This is a genomic window from Paenibacillus sp. A3 (genome assembly GCF_001399685.1).
Taxonomy (GTDB): Bacteria; Bacillota; Bacilli; order Paenibacillales; family NBRC-103111; genus Paenibacillus_G.
Map to the genome: position 1 here is coordinate 1 of NZ_JTHN01000079.1, position 17,524 is coordinate 17,524.

At 48.5% G+C, this 17,524-nt stretch carries 16 protein-coding genes and 1 pseudogene; 6 read left to right on the top strand and 11 right to left on the bottom strand.

Going from position 1 to position 17,524, the window contains the following annotated elements; translation table 11 throughout:
• The coding region (locus QJ48_RS11660) for a discoidin domain-containing protein (RefSeq protein ID WP_237762874.1) at nt 1–682 on the top strand (682 nt) is incomplete at its 5' end.
• 101 nt (nt 683–783) lie between these two features.
• On the opposite strand, the gene QJ48_RS11665 is transcribed toward QJ48_RS11660, so the two are convergent.
• On the bottom strand, nt 784–4,521 hold the full coding sequence (locus QJ48_RS11665) for an S-layer homology domain-containing protein (RefSeq protein ID WP_157261603.1): 3,738 nt from the start codon (nt 4,519–4,521) through the stop codon (nt 784–786).
• A gap of 213 nt (nt 4,522–4,734) precedes the next feature.
• Between QJ48_RS11665 and QJ48_RS11670 the strand changes: the two genes are divergently transcribed.
• The gene (locus QJ48_RS11670) at nt 4,735–5,883 is read left to right on the top strand and encodes a response regulator (RefSeq protein WP_054973774.1); all 1,149 of its coding nucleotides are present in this window, start codon (nt 4,735–4,737) and stop codon (nt 5,881–5,883) included.
• Between the two features lie 74 nt (nt 5,884–5,957).
• Here QJ48_RS11670 and QJ48_RS11675 read toward each other — a convergent pair whose 3' ends face one another.
• The 7 genes from QJ48_RS11675 to QJ48_RS11705 all read right to left on the bottom strand — a co-directional run bounded on the left by QJ48_RS11675 (nt 5,958) and on the right by QJ48_RS11705 (nt 11,229).
• Nucleotides 5,958–7,355, bottom strand: coding sequence for an SMI1/KNR4 family protein (locus QJ48_RS11675; RefSeq protein WP_054973775.1), 1,398 nt, complete (start codon nt 7,353–7,355; stop codon nt 5,958–5,960).
• A 57-nt stretch (nt 7,356–7,412) separates the two neighbouring features.
• On the bottom strand, nt 7,413–8,210 hold the full coding sequence (locus QJ48_RS11680) for a hypothetical protein (RefSeq protein ID WP_054973776.1): 798 nt from the start codon (nt 8,208–8,210) through the stop codon (nt 7,413–7,415).
• Nucleotides 8,203–8,532 (bottom strand): DUF2834 domain-containing protein, encoded by a 330-nt coding sequence (locus tag QJ48_RS11685; protein ID WP_237762878.1) that lies wholly within the window; start codon nt 8,530–8,532, stop codon nt 8,203–8,205. Before QJ48_RS11685 ends, QJ48_RS11680 begins: the two co-directional genes overlap by 8 nt.
• 55 nt (nt 8,533–8,587) lie before the next feature.
• On the bottom strand, nt 8,588–9,439 hold the full coding sequence (locus tag QJ48_RS11690; RefSeq protein ID WP_237762875.1) for a DMT family transporter: 852 nt from the start codon (nt 9,437–9,439) through the stop codon (nt 8,588–8,590).
• Nucleotides 9,429–9,854, bottom strand: coding sequence for an NUDIX domain-containing protein (locus tag QJ48_RS11695; protein ID WP_054973778.1), 426 nt, complete (start codon nt 9,852–9,854; stop codon nt 9,429–9,431). The genes QJ48_RS11690 and QJ48_RS11695 overlap by 11 nt, the downstream gene beginning before the upstream one ends.
• A 45-nt stretch (nt 9,855–9,899) precedes the next feature.
• Nucleotides 9,900–10,589 carry a bifunctional 2-polyprenyl-6-hydroxyphenol methylase/3-demethylubiquinol 3-O-methyltransferase UbiG gene (locus QJ48_RS11700; RefSeq protein ID WP_054973779.1) on the bottom strand — a complete coding sequence of 230 codons (690 nt, stop codon included), beginning with the start codon at nt 10,587–10,589 and terminating at the stop codon, nt 9,900–9,902.
• A 268-nt stretch (nt 10,590–10,857) separates the two neighbouring features.
• Nucleotides 10,858–11,229 (bottom strand): helix-turn-helix domain-containing protein, encoded by a 372-nt coding sequence (locus QJ48_RS11705; protein WP_036688168.1) that lies wholly within the window; start codon nt 11,227–11,229, stop codon nt 10,858–10,860.
• 141 nt (nt 11,230–11,370) lie between these two features.
• Here QJ48_RS11705 and QJ48_RS11710 point away from each other — a divergent pair, with 141 nt between their 5' ends.
• From QJ48_RS11710 to QJ48_RS11725, 4 genes are all read left to right on the top strand, one after another.
• Nucleotides 11,371–12,588, top strand: coding sequence for an MFS transporter (locus QJ48_RS11710; RefSeq protein ID WP_054973780.1), 1,218 nt, complete (start codon nt 11,371–11,373; stop codon nt 12,586–12,588).
• Between the two features lie 128 nt (nt 12,589–12,716).
• Nucleotides 12,717–13,559, top strand: coding sequence for an aldo/keto reductase (locus tag QJ48_RS11715; protein WP_054973781.1), 843 nt, complete (start codon nt 12,717–12,719; stop codon nt 13,557–13,559).
• A gap of 293 nt (nt 13,560–13,852) precedes the next feature.
• Nucleotides 13,853–14,428, top strand: a complete 576-nt coding sequence (locus QJ48_RS11720; protein ID WP_054973782.1) for a sigma-70 family RNA polymerase sigma factor — start codon at nt 13,853–13,855, stop codon at nt 14,426–14,428.
• Nucleotides 14,418–15,521, top strand: coding sequence for a hypothetical protein (locus QJ48_RS11725; protein WP_193394430.1), 1,104 nt, complete (start codon nt 14,418–14,420; stop codon nt 15,519–15,521). Before QJ48_RS11720 ends, QJ48_RS11725 begins: the two co-directional genes overlap by 11 nt.
• 121 nt (nt 15,522–15,642) lie before the next feature.
• Here QJ48_RS11725 and QJ48_RS11730 read toward each other — a convergent pair whose 3' ends face one another.
• The 3 genes and pseudogenes from QJ48_RS11730 to QJ48_RS11740 all read right to left on the bottom strand — a co-directional run bounded on the left by QJ48_RS11730 (nt 15,643) and on the right by QJ48_RS11740 (nt 17,516).
• Nucleotides 15,643–16,107: an NUDIX hydrolase gene (locus QJ48_RS11730; RefSeq protein WP_054973783.1), complete on the bottom strand. Its 465-nt coding sequence runs from the start codon at nt 16,105–16,107 to the stop codon at nt 15,643–15,645.
• A gap of 91 nt (nt 16,108–16,198) precedes the next feature.
• Nucleotides 16,199–16,744, bottom strand: a pseudogene (locus QJ48_RS11735) (DMT family transporter); the annotation flags it as partial.
• 52 nt (nt 16,745–16,796) lie between these two features.
• Complete coding sequence (locus tag QJ48_RS11740; protein WP_054973784.1) at nt 16,797–17,516, bottom strand: MerR family DNA-binding transcriptional regulator; 720 nt, start codon at nt 17,514–17,516, stop codon at nt 16,797–16,799.
• Nucleotides 17,517–17,524 lie beyond the last annotated feature (8 nt).

Consider the following 17,524-nt stretch of genomic DNA (forward strand, 5'->3'; position numbering starts at 1 on the left):
CGCAGCAGCCATGAAACAATTAGCTGAGCGTTTCGCGGCGGAAAACCAGATCACGAATGCCAAAGCGGCTCGTGCGCTCATCAAAGATCTGGAAATGATGACTCACCTCGAAGGGTCCAATCCAACGAAGTTTATCGAGTTTCTGAAAGTATTTAACGCCCGGCTGGATCGTGTAAAAGAAGAGCACATGATTACGGATACGGCGTACAATGCGCTCAAAGAAGGCGTCTATTACCTGATCGGGAATTTGGCGGAAAATAAAAAGGCCGAAGCCTCTTCGGTAGAAGGCGACAAGCCCGGCTATGCCGCAGAGAAAGCGGTGGACGGCTCCCCTGTTACGAGATGGGCGAGCGAATACAGGGACAATACGTGGTTCCAGGTCGATCTTGGCGCACCGACGGACATCGATACGGTGAGTATCGATTGGGAATACGCCCGGGCGAACACGTTCCAGCTGCTTGTTTCGAACGATAAGCAGAACTGGACCAACGTTACGCAGGAAAATGGCGGCATGATTACGGCGACGGACGGGAAACAAACAGTTCATTTTAACCCGGTCCAAGCCAGATATGTGAAATTCCAAGGCATTCAAAGAGCGACGGATTACGGATATTCCTTCTATGAACTTGGCGTATACAGCCTTTCCGGAGCTAAAAAGTTAGCGGAGTTCGACGAGCAGTAAACGTAATGCAGGGGAGCACGCTTCCCTGCTATTTCGTTATTCGGTAAAAAAACAACCATCGACGACATGGATCGTCGCCAATGGTTGTTAGGGTAGCATGCTTACTTGTCAATCAGATTGGTTGTCTTGAGTAACCTTGCAATTAACGCCGTCACTTCGGCGCGTGTCATATTCGACTGCGGGCTCAGAAGCTGCGGTCCGTTGCCTTGCACGATCCCCGCATCAATCATCAGAGCGATATCCTCTCTCGCCCAAGCAGATACCTTTTTCGCATCTTCATACTTCGCCAGCAGAGCATCGGTCTGCTCCTGACTCAGCGCGGCTTTCGGCTCGATCAATTTGTAGGCCCGGGCGATCATCGCCATGCCCTGTTCTCTCGTGATTTGTCGGTCGCCGTAGAAGTTGCCGTCCTCGTAGCCGCGGACGATATCGAATTCGTTCGCAATCGCTACGGAGCTGCGGTACCAAGCAGAATCCGAAACGTCAGGGAACTTGTTTTGCGGTGCATTTTGACGTTTCAAACCGAGACCGGTCACGACAATCTCCGAGAACTCGGAGCGCGTTACGTTGCGATCCGGTGAAAACGTATTGTTCCCGGTTCCGGCAAGATCGAGTCTCGCCGCAATATTGTTCACGTCCGCTTTGCCCCAATGGCTCTTCACGTCGTCGAAATCTTGCGGATTCCAGATGACCGAATAGGAGCCGTGGCTATGCAAGTCTTTAATCAAGGCATAATAACGGCTGTTGATCTTCGTTACTACCGTCGGCACATGGAACACGCTGCCGTCCGGATTGACGATAACGCCTGTCGTAATACGGTTCGGATCGATGCCTTCCGGCAGCGCGATGTATTTCGCCGCGTATCCGTTCAATTGCCCCGCTCTTACCATCTTGCCGTCATGCGAGAAGGTCATATCCAGATCGACCGGAGTGACCAGCAGTTCGTAGCCTTCCGCCGCCGCTTTGTTCTTGGCGTTGGTAATCAACGTGTCCGAAGCACGGGCGATATCGATATGAACGGCAATATCGCCGAGCGCTGCGCTGCCCAACTGCTTGGACACCGCGCTCAAATCCATCTTTCCGCCTGGAACTGGGTAGATCGCCAGCGGGTTGCTGATTTCGAGGCTTGATCCCTTATCGGCGAGCTGCTTCACAGCTCCCGCCGTCAATCCGTCTACCTTCATATCGCCGTCTTTCGAAGAATGAATCGCAAGCTTCTGTCCGTTACCTTGGGACAATGCTTTGTTCAGCTTGTCCAAATCCACTTGAACCGAAGTCACCTTGCGATCACCCGAGGTGGATTCTTTCCCTGTTGCAAACGCATCGTCTTTGCCGTTCACTGAGGTTTCGATTCCCGAGCCATTCGGTGTTGTCGAACCTCCGGACGAAGACGAACCTGTAGAGGTTGAAGGCGTCGTGGTGCTTCCGCCGTTGCTGCTATCCGAGTCTCCGCTGTCGCTAGATTCCCTTGTAATCGTCAACGTATATTCCGTTACGTTGCCTTTGGCGTCCGTAACCTTTACAACAATCGTGTTCATTCCTACATTTAAAGGCAGATTACCGCTTGCCGCCCCGCTAGGAACTTGCTGCCAAGGGCCATTATTGACTGAGACTTCAATCTTTGCGCTCGGATCAAGCGGCAGCGAGCTTACCGTCACGCTGTAGACGCTATTCGTTACGGAAGCCGTATACTTGATCGTGCTTCCATTGAACGCCGGCGATAACCCGATCGGCGTTCCGTTCCAGCTATTGAGCTGCAGTCCGGCCAACTTGGAATCGTTCGTGGTAGCTGCCACGGTTACGGTCTTCGTCACTTGAGTGGACTTGCCGTCTTTGGTTGCGGTTACTTCAAACGTATAGTCACCATCGGCCAGGTCATGATCCGGCGTAAAGCTCCATACGCCGTATGCATTCATCGTAACCGTCGGCGTACCTACGACGTTGCCATTCTTGTCCTTAATCGCAACGGTAACGGTCGAGCCTGCATCCGCCGTTCCTTTGAACTCCGGCTTCGCTACAGAAACCCGGCTGCCGCTTGGTTCGGTGATCGTCAAGGCCGGGGCTGACAGATCAACGTTCATGTTTTTCGTCTTTGTTACGGTCCTGTTGTTTTTCATAGCAGTTGCTTCAATGATGTAATTGCCATCCGGAAGACTTACACTCGGAGTAAAATTCCATTTACCGTAAACATCCACGGTTGCAGTTCCGCCTGCTCCTGGTACCGGGTTGCCCTTCGAATCTTTGATTACTACATTCACCGCAGAACCCGGTTCCACGGTTCCTTCGATTTCCGGCTTAGCCACGGTGGCTGTTGGACTCGGCTTGGAAATGGCAAGCGACGCAGCAAACGAATCTTCGGCAACCACCTTAAAATTGCCTACTGCTTTCCCAAAAGGCCCTTTTACATTTTCATTGGTATTCTGGTAATCGACCGTTACTTTGCTGTCGCTATTCAGAGCGACCGTATTCGGTAACGTAATTTTGATTGCTTTTTGCGCTGGATCGAATTCAATATGGCTAATGTCTATAGCCTGATCTTGACCGTCAATTTTAATCGTAAATCCGCCTTTGACATCTGCTGCGGTTAAAGCTACGGCATAATCAAACGGAATTGTAATTGTCTTCGCGACGGAATCAAGGCTGGCTTTTGTCGGCTTTTTTAAGGTGAGGCCGTCGATCGCTTGCTGCAGTGCCTCTCGCGCGTCATCGACAGCTTGCTGCGAAGAAGTGCCTTCTGCCAATACTTGTTCAGCTTTCGTTTTGGCAGCAACAAATTCTTGCCAGCTGGATGCAGTATAGTCGGCTTCCTGCCATTGTCCGGCTGCCTCTACCGCTTTTTTCAAATCGGCTTTATTCACAATAGAAACGGTCTTGGTTGCACTTAACTCAAAAGTTTCATCGCCTGGCATACCGCCGTATTCAACGATGTAGCCGGTAACATTATTGTTGATAGGATAATCGTTCCACGTGCCATCTGGGAAAATATGTGCTACATACTCGATATTCGAAAAGTTATTCGGTTCCCCAGACTTCCAGTTATTATATCTGCCTGCAAAGGCTGTGCCACCGCCATAGCCTTGATAGAATTTCAAACCTTTCCCGCTATCTTCCAACCCTTCCGGTCCTGTAACCCAGCGCCAGTCGCCAGTTTGCTTAGGTTCTCCATTCCAGCGCTCAATATCTATCGCGCCTAGCCAACCAAGACCTACTGTTTTCTCTTTAACAAAGGTATTTTCAGACGCGCTTGTGATGGTTACAAGGTAACCTTGACGTCCGAAGTATTTTTTTGGGGCCACCTTATCCTTTGCGTCAGGCCATGTAATATTTGAGCCATTATTGATGTATTCGTAAAAATGACCGTTTTCTCCGAAAGCCAGGGCGCTTCCAAGTGTAAAGCGGATCACCCTGTCGGATAAATCGCCGGATGTCGTCGAAAACGTGACACTTTTTAATGCCGCTTCGTACTCTTCAGCCGATGCCAGACCCGTCAGGGTTAAGACACCATTGGTTGACACGTACTTCCCCGTAATGCCGGATTGGGTAGTAAAGTTCAACTTGTCGCCGGACTTATGACCTTCAATAACGACTGTCGCCCCGTTTAAGTTATCAGGGTAGGTAGCTAATACATTTTTATCAAGCGATATTCCGGCGTCAACTGCCGCTTCTCCTCCCTCAACGACATAAACGGTCTTTCCCCCGGATGCAGCTATTGCTGGTGCAGAGGTAGCCGCCTTCGCCGTTTGTGGCACAAATGCAGCGGGATAACCGACCGCTATAACGAACGACAGCAGAAGGGTCAACGGCTTCTTCCCATAAAACCTACTCTTTCGTGTAAACAAAACCTCTCATCTCCTTTTTATTCTCCAAGCTATGGAATTTACAGAGAAATGACTGTACGTTAACTCTCGCAGTCCCCCTTATGCTACTAGTTTACCAACCCAACATAAACAAAACCTAGACAACTCATGGGTCTGTTCAATATATTCGCATGAATGCCGATATAAGAATTGTGAAAGCAATTACAAGTATCAACTGTCAAGGAGGACGCTCCTGTGAAAGCCATATTGGTTGACGATGAACAATTGGCCCTGATTGGGCTGAAAAAAGCGATTGAGCGTGAAGCAAACGAAGTTGAGATCGTTGCCACATATTCCCATTCCACCGAGGTCATGGCAGGCGTATTGGCTCATCGCCCCGATGTGGTATTTCTTGATATCCATATGCCGGATATTAACGGTCTGAATCTGGGGAAGCAGATCCAGGCGACCGCTCCCGGTACCGAAATCGTATTTGTGACCGGTTACGATCAATATGCCGTGCAGGCTTTCGAGCTTTACGCCTTGGATTATATTGTGAAGCCGCTGCAAAAGGAGCGTCTGCGCCAAACGATCCTGCGGATAAAAGAAAAATTGGCTATCAGACGCACCAAGAAAACACAGGACACGAACTCCCCCATGATTTGCTGCTTTAATCAAATCCAGTTTAAGCTGCCCGGCATGGACGCCCAGAACGTGAAATGGCGTACAAGCAAGGCGCAAGAATTGTTCGCCTATTTGCTCCATCATCGGGACCGGACCATCAATCGAAGCGTTTTGCTCGAACTGCTATGGCCGGAGCTGGAAGAGACTAAGGCAGCACAGCATCTCTATACAACGATTTATCATGTACGTCAAACCTTGAAAAATTCCAACATGGATACAGTCTCCATAAACAGCGGCAATTTGGAGGCGGGGTACAAGCTTGACTTGGGGGAGGCTGGGGTAGATACAGAGGAATGGGAATACGCCATGAGGCAATTGGGTGTCTTGGATGCGGGTACAGTTGACGCCTATGAGTATGTGTTGAATTTGTACAAGGGGGACTATCTGGGAAAATACGATTACCTCTGGGCCGAACATGAACGGGAACGGTTTCGATTGCTGTGGTTATACCATATGCGAAAGTTATGTGAGTTCTACGAGCAGCAAAAAAAACCGAAAAAAGCCATCCAAGTCCACCTCCGGATTCAACAATTGCTTCCGGACGAGGAGGAAAGCTATTTCTCGCTGATGAAGCTTTATGATTGGATTGGCGACAGGATCGGTGTGGAAGAACAATATTTGCTCTTGAGAACGAAAATGGAACGGGATATGGAGTTACCGATTAACCCTGACATTACGGATTGGTATACACGTTGGAAGTCCTTGAGCCTTACTTCCTAAACCAGTCACTTCGAATTTCGCATGGAAGCCCCCCGGCGCCGCGCAGGTTTCGGTCCGGAGGGCTTTGATGAATTTTAAGTCGCGGGAGCGAATGCTTTCAGCTTTTCCAGCAATTGCTCCGTTGCCGTATCCGTGAATGCAAGAGCATCGCTTGTCCTGCCAATCATGCCTTGCCGGAGTCGATCGTCCAGCCAGTCCGTGATAAAGCCGGGAGCATACCCACCCGTGCTGAACGATCCGCTGAAAGCTATGATTTTCTCATAGGCCTTCAGATATTGTTCACGATTGGTCTGAGGGTAAGACTTGGTGTACAGCCAAAATTGCAGGTCATACATCAAAGTCGAAAGTTCATCCGCATGAAAAGCAAAATACCCCTTTTCCTCTACAATTCGGGTACAAATCGCACGGATGATCTCCTCCATGTTGTCGACCTCGGTGACGCGGGCACATAGCTCCGAAAGCATCGGGGAAAATTCCTCATGGGCCACCTTCCGCAAATCCTCCTGCTTATCCTCCTCCGAGGTGTCATAGACATCGTGATGCACCAATCCCCGGATAAAGGCCTCGAAGTTCTCGGCCAAAAACGTAATTTCATAATCGCCTTCCTGATCGACGTGGATCACCTCAGGCTCCCCATTTCTGCCGCATTTCCGATAATCCAGCATCACGACATCGTGACCTGCCGAAGGGCAATCGCAAATGACCACGCCAATGTCGGGATAGCCCCATTCTTCAATCATAAACGGGCTGCCCAATTCTCCGCAGAGCGAATAATGCTTTTCGCGCCCAATCCCCATGATCCCCGTAATCGCAATATGGTCTTCCGCCCAAGACGTTGCTTCCTCCGTAGGGAAGCAAGTGTTGATCGGCACACCGCCGTTATGTAACTTCATCATCGCGATGTAAGAGGCCGGCAATTTGTAGCCCAGCTCTTGTTCGATCGAAGCAATAAGCTCATCCGTAGGCGGCGCGCTGACGTATTCTTTTAACGCGTAGTCGCTATCATCCCAGAAGTTCGTCAAGTCAAACCCTTCAAAGGGTGCTTTTCCCGCTCCGGTATGGCTTCCCTGCTCATTCCGGGCCTGCATGGCCATCGACCGCTTGCGTTTACGGTTCAATGCGGTCAAGCCTTGACGGCTCCATGCCAAAAACGACAGCGTGGTTTGATCCTTGGGAGCCAGTTGATCCGCAGTTTCGAATTCTCTGATGGCATCCTCGTATTGTTCCAGATGGTAGTAGGCATACCCCGCACGGAAATGCCACAAAGGATCGTTCCCGCCTTGCTTCTCAATCGTCAAAAGCTGCTGCAGCGCTTCCTCGTAACGTTCCAGATTGTTCATGGCTCTTGCCAAATGACTGATGCAATCATAATCGCGGTCCCGTTCGGGAATTTTCAAAATCCGAGCGATGATTTGTTCAAATTCATCTTCTTCATGCCAGAGGTTTAGCTGCTCCAATAGGTTTTTCTCCATACTCTGCCTCTTTTCGTTAGTTAGGTGCATGCTCTACCGGTACCAATTGGAACAAACCTACAGAAACGAGCCGAAGTAAAATTCCAGCGCCTCCCGGGAATACCGGTCACTCCCCTGCCACCCCGCAACGGAGTTAAAATCGTGACTTCCTCCCCGGAGCTTGCGGGGCGTATCGCGCTCCACCAGCAGTCCGGCATATCCCCATATTTCCATCGTCACGTCCCGCTCCTGCTTGCTTGAAGGAAACGCATCCTTCCAGCGCTTCTCCAGCTGCCGGGCGCCTTCATGCTCCGCACAGTCCTGAATCGCTTCGGTCATTCGGTTGAGCATGGCAGCATCCTCAGTGGTAACCTCGAATGCTTCTTCTTCCTTGCTGAACAATTCGAGATCCAGCCAGCAATACAGAAGGTAGTTCAAGCGGACGCCTCCCCATTTGACCCGCTCGAAATTCAGCACGTTCAAATCCGCATTTACATAATCCCGGTCCGACATCAACCCGTGGAAGTTGCAATCCCCGCAGCTGCCGTAATTCGGCCGTACCGCACTCCGCTGTCCGTAGGTATGCAGAGGTAGCCTGGAAGTCAGGGCCCAGCTCGACAGGGCGCTCCGCAGATGGACTTTTTTCGTAGACAAACTGTGCAGGAACGCAGCGGCTACCTGTTCTTTGGTCACGGTCTGATGCAATTCGTGCAGCCGTTCGACCAATTCATCATGTGTGATCGTGATGGGATCAAACATCAGCCCTTGGCTTTTGGCATAATTGAAATCCTCGCCGGCAAAGGCATACGGCCGATCCTTCCAACCGCTGGAAGACCAAAAGGTGTTCATGAGTATCTTTTTCGCTTTTTTATCCACGTTTTTTCTCCAAATGAATTTCTCGTTGTAATAAAAATAAGGGAAGTCCCAACGAAACGCCAACGGTTAATGTCCCAATGATCGGAACCCATAACCATTTCATTCCTTTGCGACTCCCTTCATATCCAATGAAGGCGATTAAGACCGCTGCCGAAACCGCGACATCCAGCCATGCGAATGCGCCAATACGTGTTTGGCTTGCTTCTCCTATCAATAAAGAAAGGTTAGGACCATGCTCGCTAACCCACGGTATGAACTGGGAATAGGGCAGTATTGTTCCGAGCAAAGCTAAAATACCGTACACGTATTTCAACCGCTTCACCTCCATGTGAGATATGAGTTCTTCCATATCATAACACATTTTGGAAAAGTATTAGCTACTCTTGCTTCAGGTTCAACCAGATGACCGAAACGACAATCATCACGCTGCCTGCGATGAATTTGGCCGTTATCTCAATCGGGAAAAAAGGATACGAATAAACGAAGACAATGACAGGATTCAACGACCGGATCAGATTGGCTACCGAGAACTTGATGTACTTAATGCTTTCGTAGAACAGGATAATGCCCAGAAAGCCGCTGCAAAATGCCGCAATCACAATAAAAAGCAAGCTTTCTCCGGCGAAAAAAACTTTGTAATCTCCTCGAGTGACCCAGATAAACGCACCGATCAATACGGTAGAAATGATCTGGTTGTAAAATAAAATAATGGAGGAATCGATCCGATCCACCAGTTTCTTGGCCAGCAAATTGGTTAACGCAAACAAAAAGGTATACAGCAGCCCTAACATAATCCCCATCATATTATTGTTCGACGATCCCGTGTTCACAACCAGAAAGGAACCTAAGATACAAATGACGATCGGAAAATAACTCGACGATTTAATTTTTTCACGGAGGATGAATACGGCCAAGGCCAGCGAAAAAATTATATAAAACCGGCCGATTAAGCCAAACGCGATCGGTCCCAGCATAAATAAGCTGAAATATTGGCACACGACGCCGATGGAGTTCGTGACCCCCAGCAGATAGATTCTTTTGTCGTTGACGAACGCCAGCCTTTTTTTTCTGACCCCTAAAAACAACAAGCAGAATAGAGCTGAAAATAGACTGCTGTAAAAGCTGGCGACCATCGGGTCGATCGTAGATAGAGAGAACATATTGGTCAGCGGCGAGAGGCTCATCACCAGAACGGAAGCAACGCTGAGTAGAATGCCTTTAACTTTCATAACCATGTTCCTTGATATGGCTGAAGATCGATTTGTAAATTCCGTCCGTAAACGACAATTCCTCTTCGCTTGGCAGCGTTGTCGATAATCGGACTTCCGTCGTTTCGGAGAATGCGGGAATATCTTCGAAATACAAGACTTCCGCGGCGGAAATAATCACGTTCTCATGGTTGGCCAATGTATAGTAGCCTACAACCTGTATATTTTCGATAACGGCTCCGGCTTCTTCCCAAGCTTCCCTCTTGGCAACCTCCAGAATGGTTTCGCCGTCCTCCTTTTTCCCCCCGGTAAATTCCCACTTTCTTTTTTTGTTTTTCACGAAGACAAATTGATCTTTATAATGTAAAACAACCAAAACATACTGATAGCTCTCAGGACATTGGTTGTAATGGATTTCCATATCGTCGATCATCATGACCTTCACCTTCTTTCCGTTTTAAAGTGAGCGTTAACCATTCCCCTATTGCTTTTTCTTCAGGTGAAGAAATAAATATCTGCCGCTCTGTTTATTAAATTTGTGAATCACATTATCCAGCAAGGTCCAGACGCCCTTATCTCCGACGCACGGGACGACTTTGCAGCACAGCACATCAAATTTACCTTCCAGGAATTTGTAAATTTCCTTTTGCGACATTTCCTTCTGAAAACCGTAGTTCCAGCGGTTTAGCTTCTCATACCATTGACGCTGCCACTTAAAAATGGAATGCGCATGGGACCACACCATGATGGCTTCCCCGGAGCTCTCCAAACGATCGTACAACGTCTGTAAGCCTGTCTCGTAATTTGGAACATGCTCCAGCACGCTAAACGCCATAATAAAATCATGCTGTTCGGCATGATCTGTCATCGGAGCATTCAAGTCGTGCTGCTTAAAGCTCACATGGCTGTATTGCACCAGATTTTCTTTGGACTTGAGCAGCGCATCCTCCGAATAATCGTATAATCTCACGCTTTCAATACTGGGGTATCGGTTGATTAATTCCAACGTCATATAGCCCCCGCCCGCCCCGAAATCTCCGACTTTTTTAACCTTATGAAAGTTGACTCCCAAGCTTTCGTATATATCAAATTTTTTCAGCGCCTTGTTATTCCTTACTTTCTCCAATGCGTAGTTATCTTTTTTCCATACGACATTCCACACCTTTTCCATACTTGGAACCACCCTCCAATTTTTTCTATTTGAATTATAGCCTTAGCCATGGAAGGTGTATATAGCAAATGTAGTAGATTTATGTCGATTTTGTAATTTTATACTCCTCTACATTTAATAGTTAAAACATAGTTTATTTTAAGTGAAACTTAGAAAAAAGAAAGAGAGTACCTCAACGCGGTACTCTCTCGGGAATACTTGAAGCCTTAGCTCAAGTATTCCTTTTTTTATCGTCCAAAGGAATCGTGGAAAGATCCATGTTCACGTCTCAATGATTTAAAATATTGTCCTCCAATACGGTGAACTTATCGCCGTATTCTTTAATAATATGGCGCTCTCCCCAGGAGCAAAGCGCATCCAGAATCGGCTTGAGGCTCCACCCGTATTCGCTCAGCTCGTATTCGACCTTGGGCGGCACTTGATGATACGTAATCCGGTTGACGATCCCGTCCGCCTCCAGTTCCCGCAGTTGCTGGGTTAGCATCTTTTGCGTAATACTGGGCATAATACGCTTGAGATCACTCGTTCGTTTCTTTCCACGCGTCAAGTGACAGAGAATCACGCACTTCCATTTTCCTCCAATGACTTCCAAGGTCGCTTCCACCGAAATATTATACTTCTTATTGGTTCCTGTGCTCATGCGAAATCCTCCAATTGTTATAGGCACTTTTTAGTGCCTACCGTACTTTAAAGTACGTACTAGCCAAAAATGCTTGCTCCTCTCATAATAGCATATATCGGCCGATGTTTACCACGAATACACGAATAGAGGTGAGAAAACATGCAATTGGATCAAAAACGGAGTATACTCGCGCTTCTGGCTCTGGCCATTAGCGCCTATGCGATCGGAACTACCGAGTTTATCAGCGTGGGGCTGCTGCCCCTAATCGCCGAAAACCTTCATATATCGGTCACAACGGCAGGACTAACGGTGACGCTGTATGCGCTCGGTGTCACCTTCGGGGCTCCCGTGCTGACCTCACTCACCACGGGAATGTCCCGCAAGTCGCTGCTGATTGCCATCATGGTCGTTTTTATCGCCGGCAACAGTCTGGCGGCGGCTTCCGGAAGCATCGGCATCCTGTTGACGGCCCGCGTGCTATCCGCTTTGTCGCACGGCGTATTTATGTCGATTGCATCGACCATCGCCGCCGACCTCGTGCCGGAGAACAAACGGGCGAGTGCGATCTCCATGATGTTCTCAGGCCTGACGGTCGCCATCGTGACCGGCGTGCCGCTAGGTACCTGGATCGGCCAGCAGATGGGCTGGCGTGCGGCCTTCGTCACCATCGCCGTCATCGGCCTGGTCGCGCTAATCGCCAACCTGATCTTGATCCCCGCTTCGCTGCGTAAGGGCGTTCCGACCCCCGTGCGTGAGCAGGTGAAGCTGGTGACGAATGGCAAACTGCTGCTTGCGTTCGCCATCACGGCTCTCGGGTATGGAGGCACCTTTGTCGTATTTACTTATTTATCCCCATTGCTGCATGAGATAACCGGATTTGCCGAAAGCACGGTAGCGGTCATCCTGCTGATTTACGGCGTTGCGATTGCGATCGGCAATGTCATCGGGGGAAAGGTGGCCAACCGCCGGCCGCTCAAGGCTCTGTTCTATATGTTCATCCTGCAGGCGATCGTGCTGCTGGTGTTGATGGTCACCGCGCCATTCAAGGTAGCCGGGTTGATCACGATCTTCTTCATGGGCCTGCTGGCCTTCATGAACGTTCCCGGGCTGCAGATTTATGTCGTCATGCTGGCCGAGCGCTTCGCGCCGGAAGCTAAGGATGTCGCTTCCGCCGTCAACATCGCCGCGTTCAATGCGGGTATCGCCATTGGAGCCTATCTGGGTGGTGTGGTGACCGATTCGATGGGATTGATTCATACCACCTGGATCGGCGCTGTCATGGTCTTGGCCGCGGTGTTGCTGACCGGCTTGAGCATGGTACTGGAACGCAAGGGCGTGCCGGTTCGCGCCGTGCGGACGGGGCCGGCCCGGTCTTGACTGTCGAGCTCTGTTTTCGCTATCTGGGCATCATCCAAGCAGCCACGCGCAAAATGGTCAGGGCCGCTACCACTCCAACAAGACATCATGTTTCAAAATTACCATTTACCCTACTGGAGGTTTTATCTATGACAACGCATCTGCAAGCAACTACGACTCTAAATAACGGAAAGGCTATGCCTTGGTTCGGCATCGGCGTATTCAAAGTCGCGGACGGTCCCGAGCTCGTGGACGCGGTCAAAGCGGCTGTCGCCCATGGCTACCGCAGTATCGACACGGCGGCCATCTATGACAACGAGCACAGCGTAGGCCAGGCTATCCGCGAAGCCCTTCAAGAAACGGGACTCTCCCGCGAAGACCTGTTCGTCACTTCCAAGGTATGGAACGCCGATCTTGGCTATGAAGCGACGCTCGCCGCCTATGAGACCAGCTTGGAGAAGCTGGGGCTGGATTATCTCGATCTGTACCTGATTCACTGGCCTGTGGCTGGCAAGTACAATGACGCTTGGCGTGCGCTCGAAGCGCTGTACAAGGCCGGACGCGTCAAAGCGATCGGCGTCAGCAACTTCCAGATTCATCACCTGGAGGACCTGATGAAAGATGCCGAGATCAAGCCGATGGTGAACCAGGTCGAGCTCCATCCGCGGCTCAGCCAGCAAGCGCTGCGCGACTTCTGCGCCCGGCATGACATTCAGATCGAGGCATGGTCGCCTCTGATGCAGGGCCAGCTGCTGGACAACCCGGTGCTGCAGGAAATCGGCGCCCGTCACGGCAAGTCGGTCGCCCAAGTCATTCTGCGCTGGGATCTGCAGCACGGCATCGTAACGATTCCCAAGTCGACGAAGGCTCCCCGGATTATCGAGAACGCCTCGGTGTTCGACTTCGAGCTGACGAGTGAAGAGATGGCCCGCATCGATGCGCTGAACCAGAACCTGCGGGTTGGACCGGACCCTGACAATTTTGACTTCTAAGCCTGGCCCGTCCATAACGAAGAACGCCAGTTCCCCTAGCAAGGGGCTGGACAGCCTGTTGAGAAACCCTCAACAGGCTTTTTTTGATTTTCATTATTTATCCCGGACCATAAAAACTGATACAGTGGTTGTAGGGACAATAAATCGTTAGACATTCTCGTCGGAAATTCATTCCTTCAGGGTTGACATGGCCGCTGACACTCAGCCTCTTGCAAAAAAAATATAGGACCGAACCTTTTTCCGATACAGAGACAATATAGGGTGTAAGCTGCTTACTCAGGAGGGCCCTCTGAATGCAAAGTGAATATATGTACCAATTACTCATAAAAATGAAAGATGGTGATCAACAGGCGTTTCAAACGATGTATGATGCCACCTATCGGGATGTCTACCGAACCGTCTCCTTTCTTGTGGATCATCAGCAGGATCGGGAAGATGTCATGAACGAGATCTATATGCAAATGTGGACCTCTCTTGCCAACTACGATACGAACCGTCCTTTCCACTTCTGGCTGCACGGCTTGGTAATCCGCCAAGTGCAGAGATTTCGGGTCAAGAGCTGGAGGAGATTCCGAATTTTTGAACGCATCCGTATCTTCTCTCGGGAAGAGCATCATTGGGATGAGCCTACTGTGATCATGGAGGGGACGAATCAAGAGATATCGCAGGCAATCCAAAAACTGACCGACAAACAGCGCACGGTGATTATCCTCCGCTTTTTTCACGACTATACTCTTGAGGAAATCGCGGCATTGCTCGGTATTCCGCTGGGTACAGTCAAGTCCAGATATCATGCGGGCCTCCAGGCGCTTCGAAAAAACATAGGGAATCTCCTCCCGGAAAGGATGGAAAAGTCCAATGCCTATTGAACGAAAAATCCGTGAACATCTGCTCAAAGAGGCAGAAACGATGGAGTGCCCTCCGGCCATTTCCAAACGAATCGAACAATCCTATTCTCAATATTTGCAACGAAAAAGGAGCGAAAAAACCATGAAAAAACGATTAATTGGCGGAATAGTTGCTGCTGCGATTTTGGTTCCAACCGCAGGATTTGCGGCCCCTCCCCTGATTGAAATGATTACCAGAAAACCAATGACTGCTGAACAAGTCAAGGTGGATGAGGTTGGCAAAGCAACGCTTGAGAAGCTGTATAGCGCATTTCCCGAAACAAGATCGTTTGAGATTATCGCTGCAAGCAACGCTCAAGGTGATGTACTCCAACCGGCAGATTCCACCGGTTTATCCCAAATGAAAGTGAACCAAACAAGCATCATACTGCAGGAAAAAGGAGGAAGCGGCAAAAAGATTGCCGTTCATACTAACGGTATTTCGGGTGAGATTGAACACGTGGATCAAGAGAATTGGGAGCCTAAGGAGAAGCCGCTCATTACTTTAACCGATCAGGAAATCAAGGCGAAGGTAGATCGTCTCATTGATAAAATGTATGGTAACGTCAAAGCGTACGAGTTTGCTATGGAACAAATGGAGAACCCAAATCAAAAAACATTGATGTTGAATTACACCATAAAGGGATCAGAATCACCGTTTTTCCAGGTATTTGTTCATGACAATGCAATTAATCTTACTCGGGTAGGAGGTGAACCTGCACCTTCACACATTAAAGTAGAAGGTTTATTCACTAGAGATGGTAAGCCTGATTATGCTTATGATTCCATTTTGAACGATGATAAACTGTTTTCTTTGCTAAAAATTAGCCCGACAGAATTAAAAGAAGAATTAGCAAAAGGTAAATCCGTTGCGGATATTGCAGCATCTAAAAATATCTCTAAACAACAAGTGTACGAGGTGATTGCAAATACGCAGATTGAAAAACAACTGGAAGCTGAACAAAATGGGGTAGTTCCTAAAAGCAATCGTTCAAAGGAACAAATGATGAAAGATGGTGAACTCAAATTCTTACCAATCATTGAACACAAAAATGAAACACCACAGAAGAAATAACAAGGCAATACAATCCGTGTTGGCGTAGTCGGGGAATAGGAGTACAATAACCTCAACTCTGGACGGTGACCCGTAAGATGAAACACTTTAAAAAAGTGTCCCTCCTGCGGGTCATTTGTGTTTAGCGCAATAAGGTATTGTTTTTTGCGAGGAAGCGTTCGAGTATGACACGATGGCTTTTAACCAGTTCGGGAACCTCTTGAAGATCGAAAAATTGAAAAGCCAACGATTCCGCATCGTTAATAAAAGGCTGGCCCGTAAAGCTTCTGGTTGAATAAGCAATGGTTACGACATAAAATTCGTCCCCATTCGGAGCTTTGATAAAGTTTTGCGGCCCCGAAAACACATCAATGAGTTCTAACTCCCCGATCGTGATACCTGCTTCCTCCAGCAATTCGCGACGAGCCGTATCCTCCGCGGTTTCCCCTAACTCCATGAGACCTCCGGGGATTCCCCAGGCCCCCAACGGATGTTTGCGTTGTTGAAGCAAGATTCTGTCATTGCTGTCCAGAACAATAACCACAGAGCCGACAAAAATTAAAGGCCGATGTCCTACAAGGCTTCGCAATTCCTCAATATATCCCATCTCCACACTCCCGCACACCAAGATGTAACCTTCCACTATCCATATCTTAGCATAAACTGACTCTTAAAGTCTTTTTTGCCACCTTAGTTCAAATGCTGGCCCGGCTCGCCCCAATCTGTTCAACCCCTTTATTAAAGATAACATAGCCGATCAGCGTACCGAATAGGACCATATATAGCATTTCCATCCACCCTTGAGTGGACAGATCTGGAACCTTTCCCCATCCCCCTTCAACCAACGAGCTGCCCCCCAGAAACACCGAGCCGATGAAAATCATCAGAGTTGTTGCCAATAGCTTGGATACCTCCTTCATAACTGCTTTTCCAAGCAGACCATAGATAACGCCACAAGCCAACGCGGCAAAAAACAAGATGTCACCTACATTAAAGGATAGGGTACTAATCGTATGGAAAGACCCTTTCGTAATGACAATGACCACACCAACCAGCGATAAAACCAAACTAAGTCCTGTCTTCCCGCTCCACGCTTCTTTCAAGAAGAACACGGCTCCTGCCGTAACAAAAACAGGCATGGTCGCGATGATCAACGACCCATTAACAGCCGACGTATATTTCAGACCCAAAAAGAATAAAGCATTATAGCCAAAAATACCGGTTAACGATACAAAAAGCAGTCCCAGAATAAGGGCTTCAAGAGCTTATTTTGTCAAATGAAAACCGTTTAGACGATCAGGTACCATCCTTTTCAATTTTGTAAAAATCGATATATTTCATGATTTCCGCAATTCCCGCGAATTTCATGGTAAGCTGCTGGTTTAAATTTTGCAGCGCAAGCTGAAACGATCGATCTATTTTTGAATAACTGTGTAAGTCCAAATCATCTAAAAGCTGCTTCATATTTTCAATATAATAGATGGTTCTTCTTAAACTGCTTATGACCAATATTTTTCTTAATTCAGGTACGGTAAAGATCCTGTATCCATTGTCATTATCTCTCTCGGAGCGAATTAACCCCTCCTTCTCCCAATGTCTGATCGCAGAAGTGTTTACCCCGGCAATCTCCGCTACTTTTCCAATGGACATCGCATTCGTTATTTTCACATTTCTATATGTGGTAAAATCGGTGTTTTTGATCATGGCAAGTATTTCTTCCACTCGTTGCTTTTCTTCTTGAATCTGATGCAGCTGATGATTCAATAACCAAAGGGCATGAATTACATCTCCACTCCTAATTTTTCTCATGACATCATAAACAACGGGGATCTCATACCCTTTCAACAAGGATCGAATCGTCATAAAAGCTCGGCAATGAATGGGCATGTAGGTTCGATGGTTTCCTGTGGTTCTCGGCACATCAGGAATTAATCCTTGCTCTTCATATCTCCTCAACGTGGTCGTGCTTACGTTTAGTGCATTCGCAATTTGTGCAGGCGTATATGTATTTTGCACCTTCCCAC

Coding starts and splice junctions, on each gene's coding strand:
- QJ48_RS11675 (WP_054973775.1), bottom strand. CDS start 7,355: ATGGAGAAAAACCTATTGGAGCAGCTAAACCTCTGGCATGAAGAAGAT.
- QJ48_RS11690 (WP_237762875.1), bottom strand. CDS start 9,439: ATGAAAGTTAAAGGCATTCTACTCAGCGTTGCTTCCGTTCTGGTGATG.
- QJ48_RS11695 (WP_054973778.1), bottom strand. CDS start 9,854: ATGATGATCGACGATATGGAAATCCATTACAACCAATGTCCTGAGAGC.
- QJ48_RS11700 (WP_054973779.1), bottom strand. CDS start 10,589: ATGGAAAAGGTGTGGAATGTCGTATGGAAAAAAGATAACTACGCATTG.
- QJ48_RS11705 (WP_036688168.1), bottom strand. CDS start 11,229: ATGAGCACAGGAACCAATAAGAAGTATAATATTTCGGTGGAAGCGACC.
- QJ48_RS11710 (WP_054973780.1), top strand. CDS start 11,371: ATGCAATTGGATCAAAAACGGAGTATACTCGCGCTTCTGGCTCTGGCC.
- QJ48_RS11715 (WP_054973781.1), top strand. CDS start 12,717: ATGACAACGCATCTGCAAGCAACTACGACTCTAAATAACGGAAAGGCT.
- QJ48_RS11720 (WP_054973782.1), top strand. CDS start 13,853: ATGCAAAGTGAATATATGTACCAATTACTCATAAAAATGAAAGATGGT.
- QJ48_RS11725 (WP_193394430.1), top strand. CDS start 14,418: ATGCCTATTGAACGAAAAATCCGTGAACATCTGCTCAAAGAGGCAGAA.
- QJ48_RS11730 (WP_054973783.1), bottom strand. CDS start 16,107: ATGGGATATATTGAGGAATTGCGAAGCCTTGTAGGACATCGGCCTTTA.